The 19,647-nt window shown below is 61.3% G+C and carries 18 protein-coding genes; 10 read left to right on the forward strand and 8 right to left on the reverse strand.

Annotated elements, in window-relative coordinates:
• Window positions 1–207: 207 nt before the first annotated feature.
• From QZ648_RS00715 to lpdA, 10 genes are all read left to right on the forward strand, one after another.
• Window positions 208–945, forward strand: a complete 738-nt coding sequence (locus QZ648_RS00715; RefSeq protein ID WP_211203647.1) for a GntR family transcriptional regulator — start codon at window positions 208–210, stop codon at window positions 943–945.
• Between the two features lie 122 nt (window positions 946–1,067).
• Window positions 1,068–1,460 carry a succinate dehydrogenase, cytochrome b556 subunit gene (sdhC, locus tag QZ648_RS00720; protein ID WP_291995831.1) on the forward strand — a complete coding sequence of 131 codons (393 nt, stop codon included), beginning with the start codon at window positions 1,068–1,070 and terminating at the stop codon, window positions 1,458–1,460.
• Window positions 1,454–1,801, forward strand: a complete 348-nt coding sequence (gene sdhD, locus QZ648_RS00725) for a succinate dehydrogenase, hydrophobic membrane anchor protein (protein ID WP_169065667.1) — start codon at window positions 1,454–1,456, stop codon at window positions 1,799–1,801. Before sdhC ends, sdhD begins: the two co-directional genes overlap by 7 nt.
• A complete protein-coding gene (gene sdhA, locus QZ648_RS00730; protein ID WP_291995832.1) occupies window positions 1,802–3,586 on the forward strand; it encodes a succinate dehydrogenase flavoprotein subunit in 1,785 nt (594 codons plus the stop codon).
• 24 nt (window positions 3,587–3,610) lie between these two features.
• Window positions 3,611–4,324 carry a succinate dehydrogenase iron-sulfur subunit gene (locus QZ648_RS00735; protein WP_169065666.1) on the forward strand — a complete coding sequence of 238 codons (714 nt, stop codon included), beginning with the start codon at window positions 3,611–3,613 and terminating at the stop codon, window positions 4,322–4,324.
• A complete protein-coding gene (locus QZ648_RS00740) occupies window positions 4,324–4,578 on the forward strand; it encodes a succinate dehydrogenase assembly factor 2 (RefSeq protein WP_169065665.1) in 255 nt (84 codons plus the stop codon). Before QZ648_RS00735 ends, QZ648_RS00740 begins: the two co-directional genes overlap by 1 nt.
• A gap of 68 nt (window positions 4,579–4,646) precedes the next feature.
• Complete coding sequence (gltA, locus tag QZ648_RS00745) at window positions 4,647–5,942, forward strand: citrate synthase (protein WP_169065664.1); 1,296 nt, start codon at window positions 4,647–4,649, stop codon at window positions 5,940–5,942.
• A gap of 111 nt (window positions 5,943–6,053) precedes the next feature.
• Complete coding sequence (locus tag QZ648_RS00750; RefSeq protein WP_169065663.1) at window positions 6,054–8,894, forward strand: 2-oxoglutarate dehydrogenase E1 component; 2,841 nt, start codon at window positions 6,054–6,056, stop codon at window positions 8,892–8,894.
• Window positions 8,895–8,906: 12 nt separating this feature from the next.
• Window positions 8,907–10,178, forward strand: a complete 1,272-nt coding sequence (gene odhB, locus QZ648_RS00755) for a 2-oxoglutarate dehydrogenase complex dihydrolipoyllysine-residue succinyltransferase (protein WP_291995833.1) — start codon at window positions 8,907–8,909, stop codon at window positions 10,176–10,178.
• Window positions 10,179–10,267: 89 nt separating this feature from the next.
• On the forward strand, window positions 10,268–11,692 hold the full coding sequence (lpdA, locus tag QZ648_RS00760) for a dihydrolipoyl dehydrogenase (RefSeq protein ID WP_169065661.1): 1,425 nt from the start codon (window positions 10,268–10,270) through the stop codon (window positions 11,690–11,692).
• Window positions 11,693–11,801: 109 nt separating this feature from the next.
• Here lpdA and QZ648_RS00765 read toward each other — a convergent pair whose 3' ends face one another.
• From QZ648_RS00765 to pgl, 8 genes are all read right to left on the reverse strand, one after another.
• The gene (locus tag QZ648_RS00765; protein WP_169065660.1) at window positions 11,802–12,434 is read right to left on the reverse strand and encodes an MBL fold metallo-hydrolase; all 633 of its coding nucleotides are present in this window, start codon (window positions 12,432–12,434) and stop codon (window positions 11,802–11,804) included.
• 497 nt (window positions 12,435–12,931) lie between these two features.
• Window positions 12,932–13,903: a ParB/Srx family N-terminal domain-containing protein gene (locus QZ648_RS00770; RefSeq protein ID WP_291995834.1), complete on the reverse strand. Its 972-nt coding sequence runs from the start codon at window positions 13,901–13,903 to the stop codon at window positions 12,932–12,934.
• Between the two features lie 220 nt (window positions 13,904–14,123).
• Complete coding sequence (locus tag QZ648_RS00775; RefSeq protein ID WP_336511619.1) at window positions 14,124–14,489, reverse strand: cytochrome b5 domain-containing protein; 366 nt, start codon at window positions 14,487–14,489, stop codon at window positions 14,124–14,126.
• Window positions 14,489–15,706, reverse strand: coding sequence for a ferric reductase-like transmembrane domain-containing protein (locus tag QZ648_RS00780; protein WP_248595282.1), 1,218 nt, complete (start codon window positions 15,704–15,706; stop codon window positions 14,489–14,491). The genes QZ648_RS00775 and QZ648_RS00780 overlap by 1 nt, the downstream gene beginning before the upstream one ends.
• A 62-nt stretch (window positions 15,707–15,768) precedes the next feature.
• The gene (locus QZ648_RS00785; protein ID WP_169065891.1) at window positions 15,769–16,077 is read right to left on the reverse strand and encodes a hypothetical protein; all 309 of its coding nucleotides are present in this window, start codon (window positions 16,075–16,077) and stop codon (window positions 15,769–15,771) included.
• A gap of 31 nt (window positions 16,078–16,108) precedes the next feature.
• Window positions 16,109–17,101 (reverse strand): DUF3616 domain-containing protein, encoded by a 993-nt coding sequence (locus tag QZ648_RS00790; protein ID WP_169065892.1) that lies wholly within the window; start codon window positions 17,099–17,101, stop codon window positions 16,109–16,111.
• 196 nt (window positions 17,102–17,297) lie between these two features.
• Window positions 17,298–18,878, reverse strand: a complete 1,581-nt coding sequence (gene zwf / locus QZ648_RS00795) for a glucose-6-phosphate dehydrogenase (RefSeq protein ID WP_248595283.1) — start codon at window positions 18,876–18,878, stop codon at window positions 17,298–17,300.
• Window positions 18,879–18,945: 67 nt separating this feature from the next.
• Window positions 18,946–19,641 carry a 6-phosphogluconolactonase gene (pgl, locus tag QZ648_RS00800; protein ID WP_169065893.1) on the reverse strand — a complete coding sequence of 232 codons (696 nt, stop codon included), beginning with the start codon at window positions 19,639–19,641 and terminating at the stop codon, window positions 18,946–18,948.
• Window positions 19,642–19,647: the final 6 nt, after the last annotated feature.

A 19,647-nucleotide genomic window follows, 5' to 3' on the forward strand; every position in this document is an offset into this window, starting at 1 on the left:
AACAGGCAAGCAAGCAAAACAAGGGATCAAAAAGCGATCGACGACGCCCGCATGCCCGTTCGCTGCGCCGGGCGCCGAATCAGAGCAATCATAAGACCCGGAGGTGTGCACTGTCAAATCAATGGCGCCTATCTTATGTCTTATATATGATATCAGTAACAAGAACGGGATGGACGGACGTGCGAAATTGTGCTGAAATAGCTTTCCATGAACCGCGCCTCAGCAATGCACGCCCCGACCTTCAGCCCGCTCTACCGGCAGATCAAACAATTGATCATGGGCAATCTGGAGTCCGGGGAATGGGGCCCGGGCGACGCGATTCCCAGTGAGTCGGAGCTCGCCGGCCGCTTTGGCGTCAGTCAGGGAACGGTGCGCAAGGCCATCGACGAAATGGCTGCCGAGAACCTCCTGGTCCGTCAGCAAGGCAAGGGCACCTTCGTTGCGACGCACAAGGATCCCGGCTCTGCTTTCCGTTTTCTGCGCCTGGTCGCCAATGACGGTGTGCCGCAGGTCTCGCAGAGCATTCCGCTCGAATGCTGGCGCGCCAAAGCCGGCCCTGACGTGGCGCGTACGCTGGCCCTCGAGCCGGGGGCACCGATCACCATTCTGCGCCGTCTCCTGAAGCTGGGCGATGAGCCGGTGGTCTTCGACGAAATCTATCTTTCGAGTGAGCTGTTCCCCGACCTGACGCTGGAGGTCGTGCGCGCGGGCGAGTCGCTCTACGGCCTGTTCGAAAGTCGCTATGGTGTTTGCATGGTTCGTGCCGACGAGCGCCTGCGCGCCGTTGCTGCTGACCGCGTCAGCGCCGAGCTCCTGAAAGTTGCCGAGGGGAGCCCGCTGCTACTGGTCGAGCGCGTGACTTTCTCCTATGCCCAGAAGCCGGTCGAATGGCGGCGGGGTTACTACTCGACACGCAATCATCATTATCGCAACGAGCTGGGGTGAAGGCCCGTAAGCGCCATTGCGAGGAAGTAAGGGGCGCCCGAATGGTTTATAATCGGGCGTAGTTTTCAAGGGGAACGCATGCAACACGCATGCTGCTGTACTACACATGAGGGATGACGTCCATGGCAGAGATGGCAATAAAGAAAAAGCGTCCAAAGAATCTGGACTTGCCGACGATCAGGCTACCGCTTCCGGGTATTCTGTCGATCATTCACCGAATTAGCGGGGCTGCGCTTTTTCTGCTGCTGCCGTTCCTCTTATGGCTGTTCGAGAGCAGTCTGAACTCGGCGGAGACCTTTGCCAGCTTCAAGGCGGTGGTTGACCACGGCTTGGTGAAGATCATCCTGCTCGGTCTGATCTGGTTCTACATGCACCACTTCTGCGCCGGCATTCGCTATCTGCTGCTTGACGTGCACATCGGTGTCGACCTCAAGGAAGCGATTCTTTCGAGCAAGATTGTCTTCGGCGTCAGCATCGCCCTGACGCTGATCGTGGGAGTGCAAGTGCTATGGTAAATCGTATTCTTGTCGGGGCCCATTACGGCCTCAAGGACTGGATCATTCAGCGCGCGACTGCCATCGTCATGGCGGTCTACACGGTGATCTTCCTGGTGGTCATCGGTTCCGTTGGGCCAGACTCGCTGGAAAGCTGGCGCGGTGTCTTTGCCGGTGGTTTCATGCGTTTCGCGACCTTCCTTTTCTTCATCAGCCTGTTCTACCACGCCTGGATCGGCATCCGGGATATCTGGATGGACTACATCAAGCCGGATGGTTTACGCCTGCTGTTGATGATTGCGACGGCGACGGTGCTGGTCGGTTACGCCGGCTGGGCGATTCGGATTCTGTGGAGAACGTAAGTGAGCAATTCAAGCATACCGGTACGTAAGTTCGATGCTGTCATCGTTGGCGCAGGCGGTTCTGGGCTGCGCGCAGCGATTCAGCTATCCGAGGGTGGATTGAAGACGGCCGTGCTGTCAAAAGTCTTCCCGACCCGTTCACACACCGTGGCCGCGCAAGGCGGGGTTTCCGCGTCCCTGGGCAACTCCGAAGAGGATCACTGGCACTGGCACATGTACGATACGGTCAAGGGCTCCGACTGGCTCGGTGACCAGGATGCGATCGAGTACATGTGTCGGATGGCGCCCGAGGTGGTCGTCGAGCTCGAGCACTTCGGCATGCCGTTTGACCGCACGGACGAAGGCAAGATCTATCAGCGCCCATTCGGTGGGCATATGTCGAACTTCGGCGAGAAGCCGGTGCGGCGTGCCTGCGCCGCGGCCGACCGTACCGGGCACGCGATGCTGCACGCGCTCTATCAGCGCAATGTGCGCGCCAACACGCAGTTCTTCGTCGAATGGATGGCGCTGGATCTGATTCGTGACGAGTCGGGTCAGGTGCTCGGGGTCATCGCCCTGGAAATGGAAACCGGCGAAGTCGTCGCTTTCCACGCCAAGGCGACAATTTTTGCCACCGGTGGTGCCGGCCGCATCTACTATTCCTCGACCAATGCCTTCATCAATACCGGCGACGGTCTGGGTATGGCGGCGCGGGCCGGCATTGCTCTTGAAGACATGGAGTTCTGGCAGTTCCATCCGACCGGCGTCGCCGGTGCCGGGGTGCTGATTACCGAAGGCGTGCGCGGTGAGGGCGGTATTCTGCGCAACTCGGACAACGAGCGTTTCATGGAGCGCTATGCGCCGAACGCCAAGGATCTGGCGTCGCGCGACGTGGTTTCCCGGGCCATGGTCACCGAAATCAACGAGGGCCGCGGTTGCGGGCCGAACAAGGATTTCGTGCTCCTCGATATTACCCACCTCGACCCGGCAACGATCATGAAGCGTTTGCCCGGCATTCGCGAGATTTCGATCCAGTTCGCCGGTATCGATCCGATCCAGGCGCCGATTCCCGTGGTGCCGACCTGCCACTATCAGATGGGTGGTATTCCGACCAACTACAAAGGTCAGGTGGTCGCCGCCGACGGAGTGCCGGTCAAGGGCTTCTACGCAGCCGGCGAGGTGGCCTGTGCCTCGGTCCATGGTGCCAATCGTTTGGGCACCAATTCCCTGCTCGACCTCTTGGTCTTCGGCAAATCTTCCGGAGATTCGGTGATCGAGGACCTGGCTTCGGGCAAGGTCGCGCATCAGGAATTGCCGGAAAACTTCGCCGAACGCACCCTGGCGCGCCTGCATCGCCTCAATACTCAGACTGGCGGAAGTGACGTCAACGAAACCCGTCTTGAGTTGCAGCGCACGATGCAGAAGCACTGCGGTGTCTTCCGTTTCAAGGACATGCTGGTCGAAGGGGTCGCCAAGATCGTCGACATCGAGAAAGCGGTCGCCAGGACCGAGATCAAGGACAAGTCGCAGGTCTGGAATACGGCGCGCGTCGAAGCGCTGGAACTCGACAACCTGATTGAGGTCGCCAAGGCGACGCTGGTTTCGGCAGAGGCGCGCAAGGAATCCCGCGGTGCGCATGTGCGGGACGACGCGCCCGATACGCCGGAAAACCCGAACGGGCGCGATGACGCCAACTGGCACAAGCATACGCTCTGGCAACGCGAGGGCAGCAGTCTCAGCTACAAGCCGGTGACCATGACCCCGCTGACTGTCGAATCCATCGCGCTGAAGACGCGCTCCTACTGATCGTATGCCACGGAGTTAATGATTATGGCCACCAGTACCATGGAGTTCAAGATTTACCGCTACGATCCTGACCAGGATGATGCGCCCTATATGCAGGACATCTCGGTTGAGGTTGATTTCGAGATCGATCGCAAGTTGCTTGACATCCTCACCCGCCTGAAAGGGAAGGACGATACGCTGTCTTATCGCCGCTCCTGTCGTGAGGGTATTTGCGGCTCTGATGCGATGAACATCAACGGCAAGAACGGCCTCGCCTGTCTCACCGACATCCGCGATCTCAAGCAGCCGGTGGTGTTGAGGCCGTTGCCCGGCCTGCCGGTGATCCGCGACCTGATCGTCGATATGACGCAGTTTTTCAAGCAGTATCACTCGGTCAAGCCCTATCTGATCAACGACAGCCCGCGTCCGGAGCGCGAGCGCTTGCAGTCGCCGGAGGAGCGCGACGAACTCAACGGTCTCTACGAGTGCATCCTGTGCGCCTGCTGTTCGACCTCTTGTCCTTCGTTCTGGTGGAATCCGGACAAGTTCGTCGGCCCTGCCGGTCTGCTGAACGCCTATCGCTTCATCGCCGACACGCGCGACGAGGCCACCAACGAGCGTTTGGACGACCTTGAGGATCCGTATCGACTGTTCCGCTGTCACTCGATCATGAACTGTGTCGATGTCTGTCCGAAGAATCTGAATCCGACGCGGGCGATAGGCAAAATCAAGGAAATGATGGTTCGTCGCGCAATCTGATGGACGAACGCGAGCGAATCAACCGTCTGCGCTGGCGTTGTACGCGGCGTGCGATGCTGGAAATGGATTTGCTGCTCGGGGAGTTCCTCGAGCGCATTTTCCCGACCCTTGCTCCCGCGCAGGCGGATGCCTTTATCATCCTGGCCGATATGGAAGACCTGGAACTGTGGCCGCTGATCAACGGTAGCCGCGAATGTACGGACTCTGTACAGGCCGAAGTCGTTGCCTTGCTGCGCAACGTAAGAGTTAAGTAAGGAAGCTGCCCTAATCTGGCGCTTTTACGATCCATGCTGTGCCTTCAATACCTGAACGGGGATAAACCATGACGACCGAACGTAAAGCAATTGTGAACATCGAAGGGCGTGACCCCGTCGAGTTTCCGATCATGACGCCTACCCACGGCAATGATTGCATCGACATCCGCACCTTGGGCGCCAAGACCGGCTTGTTTACCTACGATTCCGGCTACCTGTCGACGGCGAGCTGTCGGTCAAAGATCACCTTCATCGACGGCGACAAGGGCGAGCTGTTGTATCGCGGTTATCCAATCGAGCAACTGGCCGAAAGCTGCAACTTCCTCGAGGTCGCCTATCTGCTGTGGAATGGCGAGTTGCCGACACCTGCCGAGAAGGCCGGTTTCGAGAAGAACATCAAGAATCACACCATGGTGCACGAGCAACTGGTGAAGTTCTACCAGGGCTTCCGTCGAGATGCTCACCCGATGGCCATTCTGGTTGGGGTCGTTGGCGCGCTGTCTGCCTTCTACCATGAGGCCGAGGATTTCTCCGATCTCGAACACCAGAACATCAGTTTCAACCGCATTGTCGCCAAGCTGCCGACCATCGTCGCCATGGCCTACAAGTATCACGTCGGCGAGCCCTTCATGTACCCGCGTAACGATCTCGATTACACGGCGAACTTCATGCACATGATGTTCGGCAATCCCTGCGAGGAGTACAAGCCGAACCCGGTACTGGTGCGTGCGCTGGATACCATCTTCACCCTGCACGCCGACCACGAACAGAATGCCTCGACCTCGACCGTGCGTCTGTCGGGTTCTTCCGGCGCCAACCCCTATGCCTGTATCTCGGCGGGCATTGCCTGCCTGTGGGGCCCGGCGCACGGTGGTGCCAACGAGGCCTGCCTGCAGATGCTCGAAGAAATTCACGACGTCTCGCGCGTTGCCGAGTACATCGCTCGGGCCAAGGACAAGAACGATTCCTTCAAGTTGATGGGCTTCGGGCACCGCGTCTACAAGAACTTCGATCCGCGCGCGACCCTGATGAGGACTGTTTGCAACGAAGTTCTGCAGGAGCTGGGGCTGGAGAATGACCGCCTGTTCAAGCTGGCGATGGAACTCGAAAGGATCGCTCTCGAGGATAACTACTTCATCGAGAAGAAACTTTATCCGAACGTTGATTTCTACTCAGGTATCGTTCAGAAGGCGCTCGGTATTCCGACCACGATGTTCACCTGCATCTTTGCCCTGGCCCGTACGGTGGGCTGGATGACGCAATGGGAAGAGATGATCAACGATCCGGAATACAAGATCGGTCGTCCCCGTCAGCTCTACGTGGGGGCAGCAAGGCGCGACGTTATTCCGGCTGACCAGCGCTAGAGCTGATATCGACTCCGAGGGGCGGCGACGGTAGCCGCCCTTTTTTCATGCTGTGGCTTTCGGCCACAGGTTTTCGCTCTCCGCACCAGGACCGTGACGACAGGTAAAGCCATGATGAATCAGCTTTTTGGTAACTCCCTCCTCTTTGGCGGTAACGCGCCCTTCGTCGAGGAGTTGTACGAAAACTACCTCGATAATCCCGGTTCCGTCTCCGAGCAGTGGCGCGAGTATTTCGACAAGCTGGCGCAGCTTCCCGGTCACGTCGCGCGCGATGTGCCGCACTTGCCGGTGATCAACGCTTTTGCCGAGCAGGCGAAGAAGGGTGGCTACCGCGCCGCAGCGGTGGCGCCGGCCGATGACAAGAAGCAGGTCGGCATTCTGCAGATGATCACCGCCTATCGTTTTGCGGGTGATCGTTGGGCCAATCTGGACCCGCTGAAGCGCACGCCACGTCCGGATCTGCCGCAGCTTGACCCGGCTTACTACGGGCTTTCGGACGCCGACCTCAACACCATGTTCGCCGTCGGTTCGTTCAAGGGCGTGCCTGAGCATGCCACCTTCGGGCAGATTCTCGATGCCCTCAAAGCCACCTATTGCGGCTCTATCGGTGTCGAGTACATGTACCTCAGCACGCTCGCCGAGAAGCGCTGGGTGCAGGATCGCCTTGAGCGCATCCACTCCAAACCCAGCTATACCCCCGAGCAGCGCCTGCGCATGCTTGAGCGCCTGACGGCTGCTGAAACCCTCGAACGCTATCTGCACACACGCTACGTCGGTCAGAAGCGTTTCTCCCTTGAAGGTGGCGAGTCGCTGATTGTCTCCCTCGACGAACTGATCCGTGTGGCGGGAAGCGGCGGCGTTGACGAAATCGTCGTGGGCATGGCCCACCGTGGTCGCCTCAATGTTCTCGTGAACACGCTGGGTAAAGCGCCGTCGATGCTCTTCGACGAGTTCGAGGGCAAGAAGGCGCAGGATCTGACTGCTGGCGACGTCAAGTATCACATGGGTTACTCGTCCGATGTCTCGACACCCGGCGGACCGTGCCATCTGACGCTGTCGTTCAATCCCTCGCATCTGGAAATCGTTAACCCGGTGGTCGCTGGCTCGGTGTTTTCACGCCAGCTGCGTCGCGGCGAGGACGGCAAGGACAAGGTGCTGGCGGTGCTCATTCACGGTGACGCTGCCGTGGCTGGTCAGGGCGTCAACCAGGAGATGCTCAACTTCGCGCAAACGCGGGGCTATGGCGTCGGTGGTACGGTGCACATCGTGGTCAATAACCAGATCGGCTTTACCACTTCCGACCCGCGCGACTACCGTTCATCGCTGTACTGCACGGACATCTTCAAGATGGCCGAGGCGCCGATCTTCCACGTCAATGGCGACGACCCCGAAGCGGTCGCCCTGGTCACCGCGATCGCCATGGATTATCGTCGGACCTTCAAGAAAGATGTCGTCGTCGACATCGTCTGCTACCGCAAGCTCGGGCATAACGAGCAAGACGAGCCAATGGTCACGCAACCCCTGATGTACAAGAAGATCAGGTTGCATCCAGGGACACGCAAGCTGTACGCAGACAAACTGGTTGACGAAGGGGTTCTGGTGGTCGAAGGCCCGGACGAGATCATTGCCGATTACCGCGCCCATCTCGACCGCGGCGAGCTCTTGTACAACCCGGTGCTCGCCGGCTACAAGCATCCGATGACCATCGACTGGACGCCTTTTCTTTCGCCGCGCTATATCGAAACCTGCGATACCAAGGTGCCGATCACGGAGTTGCGGCGCCTGTGCGAACGCTTGTCGACCCTGCCCGAGGGTTTTACCCTGCACAGTCGGGTCAAGAAGATCATCGACGATCGTCGTGCGATGGGCGAGGGGCAACTGCCGGTAGACTGGGGGATGGCCGAAAACCTCGCCTACGCGTCCTTGCTGGTGTCCAGTTACGGTATTCGTATTTCTGGTGAAGACGTTGGCCGCAGCACTTTCTTCCACCGCCACGCGGCGCTGCACGACCAGAATCGTGAAGAGTGGGACGACGGCACCTATGTTCCCCTGGCTCATCTCCAGGAAAAGCAGGCCAACTTCCAGTGCTATGACTCGGTCCTCTCGGAGGAGGCCGTTCTCGCCTTCGAGTACGGCTACTCGACTGCCAACCCCCACGAACTGGTGGTCTGGGAAGCGCAATTTGGCGACTTTGTTAACGGCGCGCAGGTGGTCATCGATCAGTTTATTGCTGCCGGTGAAGCCAAATGGGGTCGTGCCAGCGGCTTGGTCCTCCTTCTGCCGCACGGTTATGAAGGGCAGGGCCCGGAGCATTCTTCGGCGCGCATCGAACGCTTCATGCAGTTGTCTGCCGAGATGAACATGGAAGTTTGCCAGCCGACGACGCCGGCGCAGATCTTCCATCTGCTGCGTCGCCAGGCCGTGCGCAATCAGCGCAAGCCGCTGATCGTTTTCTCGCCAAAGTCCTTGCTACGCCACAAAGACGCAACATCGAGCCTCGAAGAGTTGAGTGACGGCGAGTTTCAGCGTGTTATTGGCGAAGTCGAGCCGATCAACGCCAAGAAAGTCACCCGCGTCATCTTCTGCTCCGGCAAGATCTATTACGATCTGGTTGCCGCACGGCAGGAGAAGAAAGTTGCCCATATCGCGATTGCCCGCCTCGAGCAACTCTATCCCTTCCCGGAGAAGTCTTTCCACGACGAAGTGGCCAAGTATCCGAAGGCAACAGAAATCGTCTGGTGTCAGGACGAACCGCGCAATCAGGGTCCCTGGTACTGGATCGCCTCACGCCAGCATCTGTCGCGCGAGCTCAACGACAAGCAGCATTTGCTGCTCGTCTCCCGCCCGGCGGCCGCTTCCCCCGCAGTTGGCTATGCCAGCAAGCATAATGCCCAACAAAAGGCTCTGATCGACTCCGCGCTTGGTGAGATCGAGTACTACAAATTGCCCTAGAACGGAGAGAACATGATCATCGACGTCAAAGTTCCACAGCTCTCGGAATCTGTCGCTGAAGCGACGCTGGTTTCGTGGCACAAGAAAGCCGGTGAAGCGGTTGCCCGGGATGAGAATCTTATCGACATCGAGACCGACAAGGTGGTTCTCGAACTGCCGGCACCGGATAGTGGCGTATTGGTTGAAATCGTCAAGGGCGATGGCGACACGGTTGTTGCGGGCGAAGTCATTGCACGTATCGATACCACGGCGCAGGCCGGTGCTGTGGTCGCGCCAGTGGCCACAGCGGCGCCTGCGAAAGCGGCGCCTGCCGGGGAGGCAGCTGGCGCTGCGGCGGCGGGAGTTGCCATGCCGGCGGCACGCAAAATCCTCGAAGAAAAGGGTATTGCCGCTGGCGACGTTGTCGGTACGGGCCGTGGTGGGCGGGTAAGCAAGGCTGATGCCGTGGCCGCTGAGCGTCCGGCGGTGAGGCCGGTTGCCGCTGGCCTTGCCGCTAGCCTTGCCGCCGCGCCAGTCGCTGTGGCTGCGAAAGTGAGCGCACCTGCCTTGGCCACCGCGCCGATGGTGACCGTGGCGCTCGGTGATCGGCCGGAGCAGCGCGTACCGATGTCGCGCCTGCGCGCCCGCGTTGCCGAGCGTCTGTTGCAGTCACAAGCCAGCAACGCCATCCTGACCACCTTCAATGAAGTCAATATGGGTCCGGTCATGGCCTTGCGCAAGCAGTACGGAGAGCGCTTCGAGAAGGCACACGGCGTTCGCCTGGGCTTCATGGGCTTCTTCGTCAAGGCTGCCGTCGCCGCGCTGCAGAAGTTTCCGATCATCAACTCTTCGGTTGATGGCAGCGACATCGTCTACCACGGCTACATCGATATCGGTATCGCCGTGGGCAGCCCGCGCGGCCTGGTCGTCCCGATTCTGCGCGACGCCGACCAGATGTCGATCGCCGATATCGAGAAAAAGATCGGCGAGTTTGGCGCCAAAGCCAAGGACGGCAAGCTGTCGATGGAGGATCTGACCGGTGGTACCTTCTCGATCTCCAACGGGGGGGTCTTCGGTTCGATGTTGTCGACGCCGATCATCAACCCGCCGCAGTCGGCGATCCTCGGTATTCACGCCACCAAGGATCGTCCGGTGGTGGAGAACGGTCAGATTGTCATTCGCCCGATCAACTATCTGGCAATGTCCTACGACCACCGTATCGTCGATGGTCGTGAAGCCGTACTTGGCCTGGTGACCATGAAGGAGGCGCTGGAGGATCCGGCCCGCCTGCTCCTCGGCGTATAAACTCTCACCACCGAGGCACGGAGTCGCAGAGTTCCACACTGTGCGAAGTCCGTGCCTCGCTGTCTCTGCGGCTGGAAAGGGAAACTATCATGTCCAAGCAATTCGACGTTCTCGTTATCGGTGGTGGGCCCGGTGGCTATATTGCCGCCATCCGAGCGGCACAACTGGGTTTCAGTGTCGCCTGTTGTGAATCCAATCCCTACGCCGATCCCAAGGGCGAGCCGCGCCTCGGTGGCACCTGCCTGAACGTGGGCTGCATCCCGTCGAAAGCCCTGTTGCATACCTCCCATCTTTTCGAGGAAGCGTCGCACGGCTTTGCTGCGCAGGGGATCGATGTCGGGACGCCGAGCATTGACGTCGCCAAGATGGTGGGCCGCAAGAACGGCATCGTCAAACAGCTCACCGGCGGTATCAAGATGCTGTTCAAGAAGAACAAGGTCACCCTGCTCAACGGTCATGGCGCATTCCTTGGCCAGAAAGGCGAGAACTGGCAGGTTAAGGTGGGTGACAGCGTCGTCGAGGCGAAGCAGGTGATTGTAGCCACCGGCTCCAGGGCGCGTCACCTGCCCGGTGTTCCGGTCGATAACGAGATCGTTTGCGACAACGAAGGCGCGCTCGACATTGCGGCGGTGCCGAAGAAGCTCGCGGTCATCGGCGCTGGTGTCATTGGTCTCGAAATGGGCAGCGTCTGGCGGCGTCTCGGTGCCGAAGTGACGCTCCTCGAGGCCTTGCCCGAGTTTCTTTCGCTAGCCGACATCGATGTGGCCAGGGAAGCAGCCAAACTGTTTGCCAAACAGGGCCTGCAGATCATCACCGGTATCGAGATTGGTGACGTCAAGATCTCGCAGAAGGGTGTTTCGATCGACTATACGGACAAGGACGGGCAGGAGCAGCGACTTGACGCGGATCGTCTGATTGTCTCGATCGGCCGCATCCCGAATACCGAAGGTCTGGATGCCGACAAGGTCGGGCTCAAACTCACCGAACGCGGTCAGGTTGAGGTCGACGCACACTGCCGTACCAATCTTCCCGGGGTGTGGGCGGTGGGCGATGTGGTCGCTGGACCGATGCTCGCGCACAAGGCCATGGAAGAGGGCGTGATGGTCGCCGAAATCATGGCCGGGCAGGCCGGGCACTGCAATTTCGACACCATTCCCTGGGTGATCTACACCAGCCCGGAGATCGCCTGGGTTGGCAAGACCGAGCAGCAGTTGAAGGCCGAAGGCACGGCCTTCAAGGTGGGCAAGATCCCGTTTGCCTCGAATGGTCGGGCCCTGGGAATGGGCGATTCGAGCGGCTTCGCCAAGATCCTGGCCTGTGCGCAGACGGATCGTATCCTTGGCGTCCACATCATCGGTCCGAATGCTTCGGAATTGATCTCTGAAGGTGTCGTGGCCATGGAGTTCGGTGCTGCATCCGAAGATCTGGCGCGCATCTGTCATGCTCATCCGACGCTGTCGGAAGTGGTTCACGAGGCGGCCCTGGCCTGCGACAAGCGGCCCTTGCACTTTTAAGACGGGTGCCCCCCGGCTAGGGGAGGGCGCGAGAGGTGCGACAAGCACCTCTCGGCTCTCACCTCTCACCTCTCGTTTCGCCGCCCCCGCCGGTCAGGGTAGTCGGGCGCTAGTCGCCGCAGAAGGGGTTGCTGCGGCGCTCGGCACCGAAAGTCGAACTCGGGCCGTGGCCTGGCAGGAAGGTCACGTCATCGCCAAGTGGCCAGAGTTGGCCACGGATGGACGAGATCAGGGTGTCGAAATCGCCTTTCGGGAAATCCGTACGACCGATAGAACCCTGGAAGAGCACGTCGCCGACGATCGCCAGACGGTCTGCCTTGCTGAAAAAGACCACATGCCCCGGCGTATGCCCCGGGCAATGCAAAACATCCATTTCGACCTCGCCGAAGCCTACCGTATCGCCTTGCTCGAGCCAGCGGTCGGGTGTGAAAGGGCGCGCTGCCGGCAGTCCGAACATTTTGCTCTGTTGCTGCATGCCATCGATCCAGAACTGATCCTCGCGATGTGGTCCCTCGATCGGCAGAGACAGGCGCTCGGCCAGTTCGGCAACCGCACCCGCATGATCGACATGGCCATGGGTGACGAGAATTTTTTCCAGGGTCACGCCGTTTGCCTCTACCGCCCGCAGAATGCTCGCCATGTTGCCGCCCGGATCAACGACCGCGCCACGTTTTGTTTGCTCGCACCACAGCAGGCTGCAGTTCTGTGCGAAAGGGGTTACCGGGATGATCTGATATTTCATGGTCGAGGCGTGTGTTGGCTTGGTTTGGAGGGATGGCGTAGTATACCTCCTGCCGCCGCGCTTGATTGAACCGCGGCATGCTGCCTTCCCGAGCGCGATGAGCAAACGGTCATGACAGTCGAGATACCCCGGATGATGAAAGTCATGACCGTCCACCCTCTCACTTGCAGTGCGCATTCTGGCTTACACGCCGGAATCGTTCGCCGGGCAGGGAGCATGCTCCCCGAATTCACCGTCTCACCCCCGGCCCTTCTCCCGCAGGGGGAGAAGGGAGTTTCGTGAGTCGCTTGCGCGACTTTCACATTAACGGTCATGACACGTGGAGACACCCCAAATCATGAAAGTCATGACCGTTTCCCTCTTCCCCTGCCCCTTCTCCCGCAAGGGGAGAAGGGAGTTTCGTGAGTCGCTTGCGCGACTTTCACATTAACTCAGCGCGCTCTGGGAAGGCAGCGGCGGGCGGGCGTCGAGCGACGCCACGCCTGTCGCCGACGCTGTTACTGGCAGCGTTTCGGTTGCGGGATGCCGGGTTGCAGCGCCGGGTTGTGGCCCGCATCCTTGCCCAGCGCCTGCAAGGCTTCTGGCGCTGCCGCTGCCTGCATCGCCAGCGGCAGTGCTTTGATCATCACGTCATACTGCTTGTCCAGGCACTCCTGATTCAAGGGATCCTGTTGCGAGCAGCTCGCTTCGCTTGCCAGCGCCTCTTTCACCGCGGGAACGTTGCCGAGGTAGGTGGCCCACTTGAATTCCAGGAAATAGACGTTGGCCGGTGCGCAGGTCGCGCTCTCGTGAAACTTGTCGTCGCAGCTCAGTTCGTCGTCGTCCAGGCTGACGCCGGGAGCGTCACACTTGATGTAGCCGCAACTGTTTCGCACCCACGCCGACAGCGTTCGCAAGGGGTCGTCCTGCAGGGCGCCGATGCTTTTCGGAAGCTGGCTGGGCCGGATATCCTCGCCGGCCGGATTCTTCAGCCAGGTATCGTGCTTCGCTACCATCCGCGCCCAGAAGTCGTCATCCTTCAGGTCGGACCAGTCGGCAAGGAGGTAGCCGTAAACCTTCTTGTCACTGTTCTTCAGGTCTGCGTTCCACACGGCGGTGGACAGGTGATGGTGGTCGGTGAGGTAAAACACTTCGCCCGGCCCCCGCACCAAGGGCACCCAGCGCTTCTCGCCAAGCAGATATTGATCCAGTTTCCCGGCCTTGGCTTTCCCCGTAATCTTGGCGGCCTTGCACTCGACGGCGTCCATCCCGACTGCCGACTGTGTCGGATGAAGATCCTTGACCTCGATGACGCAGCCTCTCTTCATTTTTTCCTTCAGGCTGATGAGCCCATCGTCGTTCGCTCTGGCGACTTTTGTATGCTTGTCGCACTCCGCAATCTTGTCGTCGTCCTTGTCTTTCTTCGCTTGTGCCGTTCCAGACAGGCCAATTGCCAGCAATCCGGAAAGCATGATCGTAATAGCGTGCATCTCGTCCCTCCTTTGTTAAAGCAACGTGAAACAGATGTGAGGCAAGCTCCAAGGGGTGCCGCAGGCAGTATCGGGGGCGCCAGCGGGCAAGTCAATCTTTTGCCGACATGAGGCAGAGTGCACAGGACGGTCGCTGGCCAACTGCAAGCTGCCCGCCAGGGTCTACGAAGGCCGCGGAGTGGAGTGAGCGGTGTGCTTGTGCTGTGGTGCGAGCGCGCGATCAGCGGTCTTGCAGCGTGGCGATTCGGTATTCGGCCAGCTGGCGATCGGCGCGGGCCGAGTGGGCGCGGTTCTTCATTTTTGTCCGGTAGGCCTCGCTCGCTTCCCGGCCGCACCAGACCTTGATGACTTCCGGCTCGCTCGGGTGCTCGGGCAGATAGCTGCTGAGGTCGTAGACTTCGCCGTTGATCGCCATCCAGCAATCGTCGGCAGTCTTGTGCCTGGCCACTTCGCCGAGGGTACGGAAGTTGCCTCTGGCGATCAGCAGGGGTGCCTGAACCTGGTTGGGCAGCCATCGATCGCTGCTGGCGAAGCCGAGTAGCAGCAGCCAGAAGGAAGCGGTGGCGATGATGAATAATTGGCGCATCAGCGGAAATCGAAACTCTCGAAATGAATGGCTGCGGCGCTGACTCCGCGCTGACGCAGGGCTGCGGTGAGCGTTGCCAGCAGCGGCTGTGGACCGCACATGTGCACCTGCCGCTCGCGCAGCCCGGACACCTGTGCCAGCAGGCGGTCGACATCCGGCAGGCCGGATCCGGAGGCGTCAGTGAGCAAGACGAATTGCGCATCCTCGCGGCTCGCGGCGGCGAGTTCTTCGAGAAAAACGGCATCGGCGGTGTGGCGAAAGAGGTAGAGCAAGGTCGTCGGCTGGCTGCAGCGCTGCGCCCGCAACTCGGCAATGAACGGGGTGATGCCGATGCCGCCCGCAATCCAGAGTTGGGGCGCCCAGCGAACATCGTCCAGAAAGCTGCCGAAGGGACCTTGGAGGCGGACCAGAACGCCCGCTTCGAGTTCCTGGATATGGCGAGAACAGGGGCCAAGTGCGCGCACGCTGATTCGTAGTCGGCCCTGGTGGTCAATGCCGCTGACCGTGAAGGGATGGTATTCGCCACAGCCGTGAAAGCTTGGGCCGTCGCCGAAGGCGGCGAGAACGAACTGGCCTGGGCTAAGCGCCAGTGCCGCGGCACAGGGCGCCAGCGCGGCCTCGATCACTCCTGCCGCCGGCTTTTCGACCTGCGTTACCCGGTAGGGGTGAGCGCTCAGGCCGAGATCGCTGGCCAGCAGGCGCCAGCCGAGCGCCAGCGTCGTGATGAGCAGCAAAGCGAGGAGTAGCGGCTCGTTGCCAAGCAGCACGTAGACATGCGTCAAGCCGAGCAGGACGCCGCCGCCAAGCAGGAAATGAAAGCTGCGCCAGCGCCGGTACGGCAGGTGCACGGCGAAAGTGCTGGCCAGGCCGAGCATCAGCAAGAGTAGTCCGGCCCAGCCAAGCCACAGTGGCCAGGACTGCGCACGCGGATCGAGCGTTTGCCAGGCGAGCTGCGGCGCTTCTGCCCAGCCGTCGAGTGCCAGCGCCAAGGGGTGGCAGAGGAGGAGAAGATAGGCGATCAGGCCGCAGCGGTGGTGCCAGCGATAGCTCAGCTCGAGGCCGCCGAGCAGGCGCGCCAGGCGGGCCTCGCGAACCATCAGCAAGAGACTGGCCACCAGCAGGCCGGTGCCCGCCCATCCGGCGACGATGCCGGCGCTGCGCCAGGCCGTCAAATCCTCCGGGAGCGCCCAGTAGACGCTGGCGAGAGCGATTGACAAGGCCAGCGTCGGGGCAACCAAGCGACGGGCTGAGGCGGCGCCTGGCGCCGAGCTTGGCCGGCTCATTGCAGCCGGCCGCGCGCGCGCAGCTTGTCACAGCCGGATTCCGGCGACGCTTCGAGAACGACACCCACTGCACGGGCGCGCTCGGACAATTCGGCGTGCCGTTTCGTCTGGTAGGCCTTGCATTCCTGGTAAGTCGCAAAGCTGCGCATCAGCCGCTGATGTTCGACACGCTCGTCCGGGGTCATGAACTGCCAGCCGTAGGTGTTCTGGCGAGCGGCGTGCCAGGGCCCTGCGGCCAGAGCGACGGTGAGCAAGGGCAGGAGCAGCACGCCTGCCAGCAGCGCCCTGCGTTTGAATGGCTTCATCGCTTATGGCCCGGGAAGGATTTTCACGGCCTCAAGGCGCGATTTGCAGTTGCGCCGGGTCGAGAAGCAGGAAGCGGGCGAAGCGTTGTTCCTTGCGCTTGCCGTCGTCACTGACGATGACGATTCGCGGCTGGCCATCGATGACTGCCGCGGTGATTCCCTCGGCGTGCTCGAAGCCGGGCAAGCCGGCGACCGTCACCCGGCGTGCCCGGTCATCGGCATCACCACTCCAGAACCAGAGTTCGAACTGTACCTGCGCGCGCGCCATCGGGCCAGCGATCACGAGATAGCCATTCAGCAAGGGGATGTAGGCCATGCCGCGGATACCATTGCCGCCAAGATCGAGGCTGATCAGCGAGGCCGCAATCCTGGCTTCGGCGCCCGTTTCAAACAGCGTTTCGGGCTCATGAAGACAAGCGATAATCGCCCGGCCGTTGAGCAGTGGCGCACGCAATCCGAGCAGCAGGGCACGCTGGTCGGAACTCAGGGTCAGCCCTTCGATATTCAGCCCGCCGTCGGCCTTTACGTCGCGGATCCTGGCCGCAGCCGCAAGCACCGGGTGTGCAGCGGTCAAGGCCTGTTTCACCCCCGTGGCGACGCTGGCGTCGACGACGCGCTCGCCGTCGATGCGAAAGCGGATCAGTTTTTCGCGCGCTGCCCGCACCTCGCCATCCTTGTCGCGGGAGTGCGAGGTGATCGCATAGATGACTCCCGCGCGGTCGACGGCGACCCCTTCGAGGTCGTCGAGTTCACCCAGTTCACTGATTGCACCTTGTTGCGCGTCCTTGTCGGGCACGCCGAGGGCGAGCCTGATCTGGTCGAACAGGCCCAGCTTGCGCTTGGCGTCGTCCGTTGCCAGGGGCGTACTACTGACGCTGTCGTCGGCGTCGATGGTGATCACGCTGAGCGGCTGCGTGCTGTCGTCCTCGACGACAATAAAACGGCCGTCGGGGAGCTGCTGGATACCAGATGGCTCATAGACGCCGGGCAGGGTACGGAAGCTGGGGGTGTCGTGCGCTGGCAAGGGAGAGCTCTCCGGACAAGAGTAAGAGTCAGCGCGTTGCGTGCGCTGCGTGAGCTGAATGAGTTGTATGAGCTGTTTGCTTTCTGTGCTTTGTTCCGCTGTGCCGACCAGTATCCATGGCTGCGGGAGTGCTCGTCAATCGCGCCGTCGCGGCGTCTCGTCGGCTCTCTTTCTGCGCCCTCAAGTCTCTCGGCTCTCAGATGTGACACATGCCGACGTTGTCGGCGATCAAACGCCAGCGATGGCCTTTGCGGCTCAAGAGGGCGTCGGCTGCGGCCGGGCCATCGCTGCCGGCGGCATAGGAGGGCAGGGGTTCGTCCTGTTGCGCGGCCCAGGCCTCTTCGATCGGCGTCATCAGCCGCCATTGCGCCTCGACGCCGTCGCGACGGGTGAACAGGGTCGGGTCGCCGCGCATCGCGTCAAGCAGCAGTACGGCATAGGCGGAAGGCGGCTGGCCGGCAAAAGCCGAGCGATAGCAGAAGTCCATGCTCACCGCGGTCGCCTGTTTCCCCACTCCCGGTTGCTTGGCGCCGAAGACGAGGCTGATACCCTCGTCCGGCTGGATGCGCAGGGTGATGCTGTTGGACTCAAGCGTATTGGTATTGGGAAACAGGCTGACCGGCGCGTGCCGAAAATGAACCGTGATTTCGGTGACCTGGCGGGCGAGACATTTTCCGGTACGCATGTAGAAGGGTACACCTGCCCAACGCCAGTTGTCGATGCTCAACTCCAGTGCCGCGTAGGTCTCGGTACGGGAGTCGCGAGCAACGCCCTTTTCCTGGTGATAGCCGGGCACGGGCAGGTCGTCGATCGTTCCGGCAGCATATTGCGCGCGCACCGTGCGCAGCCCTACTTCCGTGGCCGTCATCGGGCGGATGCTGCGCCAGACTTCGCTCTTCTTGTCGCGGATGACGTCGGCGTCAAGGCTTGCCGGTGCTTCCATGGCCGTCAGTGCCAGGAGTTGCAGCAGGTGGTTGGCGACCATGTCGCGCAGCGCGCCCGATTCTTCGTAGTAGCCCGCCCGATGTCCCACGCCGAGGGGTTCGGCGGCGGTGATCTCGACATAGTTGATGTGGTTGCGGTTCCACACCGGCTCGAAAAGCGCGTTGGCAAAGCGAAAGAAAAGGAGGTTCTGTACGGTCTCTTTGCCGAGGTAGTGGTCGATGCGATAAATCTGTCGCTCGGCGAAGGCTTCGGCGACCGTGGCGTTGAGGGCGTGCGCCGACGCCAGGTCACGGCCGAAAGGCTTCTCGATGACAAGCCGCGACCAGCCTTGCTGCTCCTGGTTCAGCCCGGCGCTGGCCAGTTGGCGAATGATGGTCGGCGCGGCGCTGGGCGCAGTGGCCAGATAGAACAGGCGGTTGGCGGCGGCGGGCAGGGGCAGCGCCTGCAGGGATTCTGCCAGTCGCCGGTGAGTGTCCGGATCGGCGAAGTCGCCTTGCAGATAATGCAGCCGCGAGGCGAAGCCCGGCCATTGCTCGGCCACGTCAGCCAGGTCGCTGGTCTCGGGCGATTCGGCGACGCCGCCGTGCAGATGTTCGCGGAAGGCATCGTCGGCCAGCACCTGGCGCCCGATTCCCAGGAGCTGAAACTTCTCGGTCAGGCAGCGCTCGCAGGCCAGACGAAACAGCGCCGGTATCAGCTTGCGCCGCGTCAGGTCGCCGGTGGCACCGAAAATGACGACGATGCATGGCTCGGCGGCGGGCAGGGGCGCGGCCGGCGTTGCCAGGGGAGTGCTCGGATCGTTTTGTGGAGACAGCGCAGCCATGGGAGGCATCGGTTTTTCCTTGCGAAAGCGAGCGGGAGGGGGAGCGTCAACGGCGGGCGCAGCAAAGGCCGGCGCGTCAAGAGTCGGGTGAGGTATGGAAAAAGATGTCGACGCCGCCAGTCGGAGTGATCCGACTGGCGGGGACAGGTGCGCCGTGGCGCCAGTCTTGCAGTGCTTCCTGCTTGTCCGGGCCACTGACCAGGAAGATCACCTGTCTGGCGCTGCTCAGCCGCGCGGGGCTCAGCGTGACCCTTTCTGGCGGTGGCTTGGCGGCGTGCAGGATGGCGATCACCGGCGGCAGCTTTGTTGCCTTTTCCCAGGCTTCTCCGGGGAACAGGCTGGCGGTATGGCCGTCTTCGCCGAGGCCCAGCAGGACCAGGTCGAAGTCCGTTCCCGCGCCCAGCGTGGCGAGTTCCTGCGCATAGCAGAGCGCCGCTTTTTCGGCGCCCAGTTCAGCCGGAATCGGATGCACCTGCAGCTGCGGGATGGGCACCTGCGCGAGCCATGCACTGCTCGCCATGGCACTGTTGCGCTGCGCATCTGCCGGCGGCAGGCAGCGCTCGTCGCCAAAATAGATGTGCCACGCCGACCACTCGGTCCTCGCCGCGCACAGCGCCCGATAGACCTGGCGCGGGGTCGTGCCGCCGGCGAGCACGATGCGAAAGGCGCCGCGTTCGGCGATGGCCTGTTGCGCGCTGGCGAGAATGGCATCGGCAGCCGCCGCTTCCAGGTCGCTGCGGCTATCGAATTCGTGCCAGCGGCGTTGTTGCATGGCGCT

The sequence above is a fragment of the Candidatus Accumulibacter sp. ACC012 genome (assembly GCF_907163155.1).
Taxonomy (GTDB): Bacteria; Pseudomonadota; Gammaproteobacteria; order Burkholderiales; family Rhodocyclaceae; genus Accumulibacter; species Accumulibacter delftensis.

Coding starts and splice junctions, on each gene's coding strand:
- QZ648_RS00775 (WP_336511619.1), bottom strand. CDS start 14,489: ATGCGCCAATTATTCATCATCGCCACCGCTTCCTTCTGGCTGCTGCTA.
- QZ648_RS00735 (WP_169065666.1), top strand. CDS start 3,611: ATGGCCACCAGTACCATGGAGTTCAAGATTTACCGCTACGATCCTGAC.
- sdhC (WP_291995831.1), top strand. CDS start 1,068: ATGGCAGAGATGGCAATAAAGAAAAAGCGTCCAAAGAATCTGGACTTG.
- odhB (WP_291995833.1), top strand. CDS start 8,907: ATGATCATCGACGTCAAAGTTCCACAGCTCTCGGAATCTGTCGCTGAA.
- pgl (WP_169065893.1), bottom strand. CDS start 19,641: ATGCAACAACGCCGCTGGCACGAATTCGATAGCCGCAGCGACCTGGAA.
- QZ648_RS00740 (WP_169065665.1), top strand. CDS start 4,324: ATGGACGAACGCGAGCGAATCAACCGTCTGCGCTGGCGTTGTACGCGG.
- zwf (WP_248595283.1), bottom strand. CDS start 18,878: ATGCCTCCCATGGCTGCGCTGTCTCCACAAAACGATCCGAGCACTCCC.
- QZ648_RS00765 (WP_169065660.1), bottom strand. CDS start 12,434: ATGAAATATCAGATCATCCCGGTAACCCCTTTCGCACAGAACTGCAGC.
- QZ648_RS00770 (WP_291995834.1), bottom strand. CDS start 13,903: ATGCACGCTATTACGATCATGCTTTCCGGATTGCTGGCAATTGGCCTG.
- lpdA (WP_169065661.1), top strand. CDS start 10,268: ATGTCCAAGCAATTCGACGTTCTCGTTATCGGTGGTGGGCCCGGTGGC.
- gltA (WP_169065664.1), top strand. CDS start 4,647: ATGACGACCGAACGTAAAGCAATTGTGAACATCGAAGGGCGTGACCCC.
- QZ648_RS00785 (WP_169065891.1), bottom strand. CDS start 16,077: ATGAAGCCATTCAAACGCAGGGCGCTGCTGGCAGGCGTGCTGCTCCTG.
- QZ648_RS00750 (WP_169065663.1), top strand. CDS start 6,054: ATGATGAATCAGCTTTTTGGTAACTCCCTCCTCTTTGGCGGTAACGCG.
- sdhD (WP_169065667.1), top strand. CDS start 1,454: ATGGTAAATCGTATTCTTGTCGGGGCCCATTACGGCCTCAAGGACTGG.
- QZ648_RS00715 (WP_211203647.1), top strand. CDS start 208: ATGAACCGCGCCTCAGCAATGCACGCCCCGACCTTCAGCCCGCTCTAC.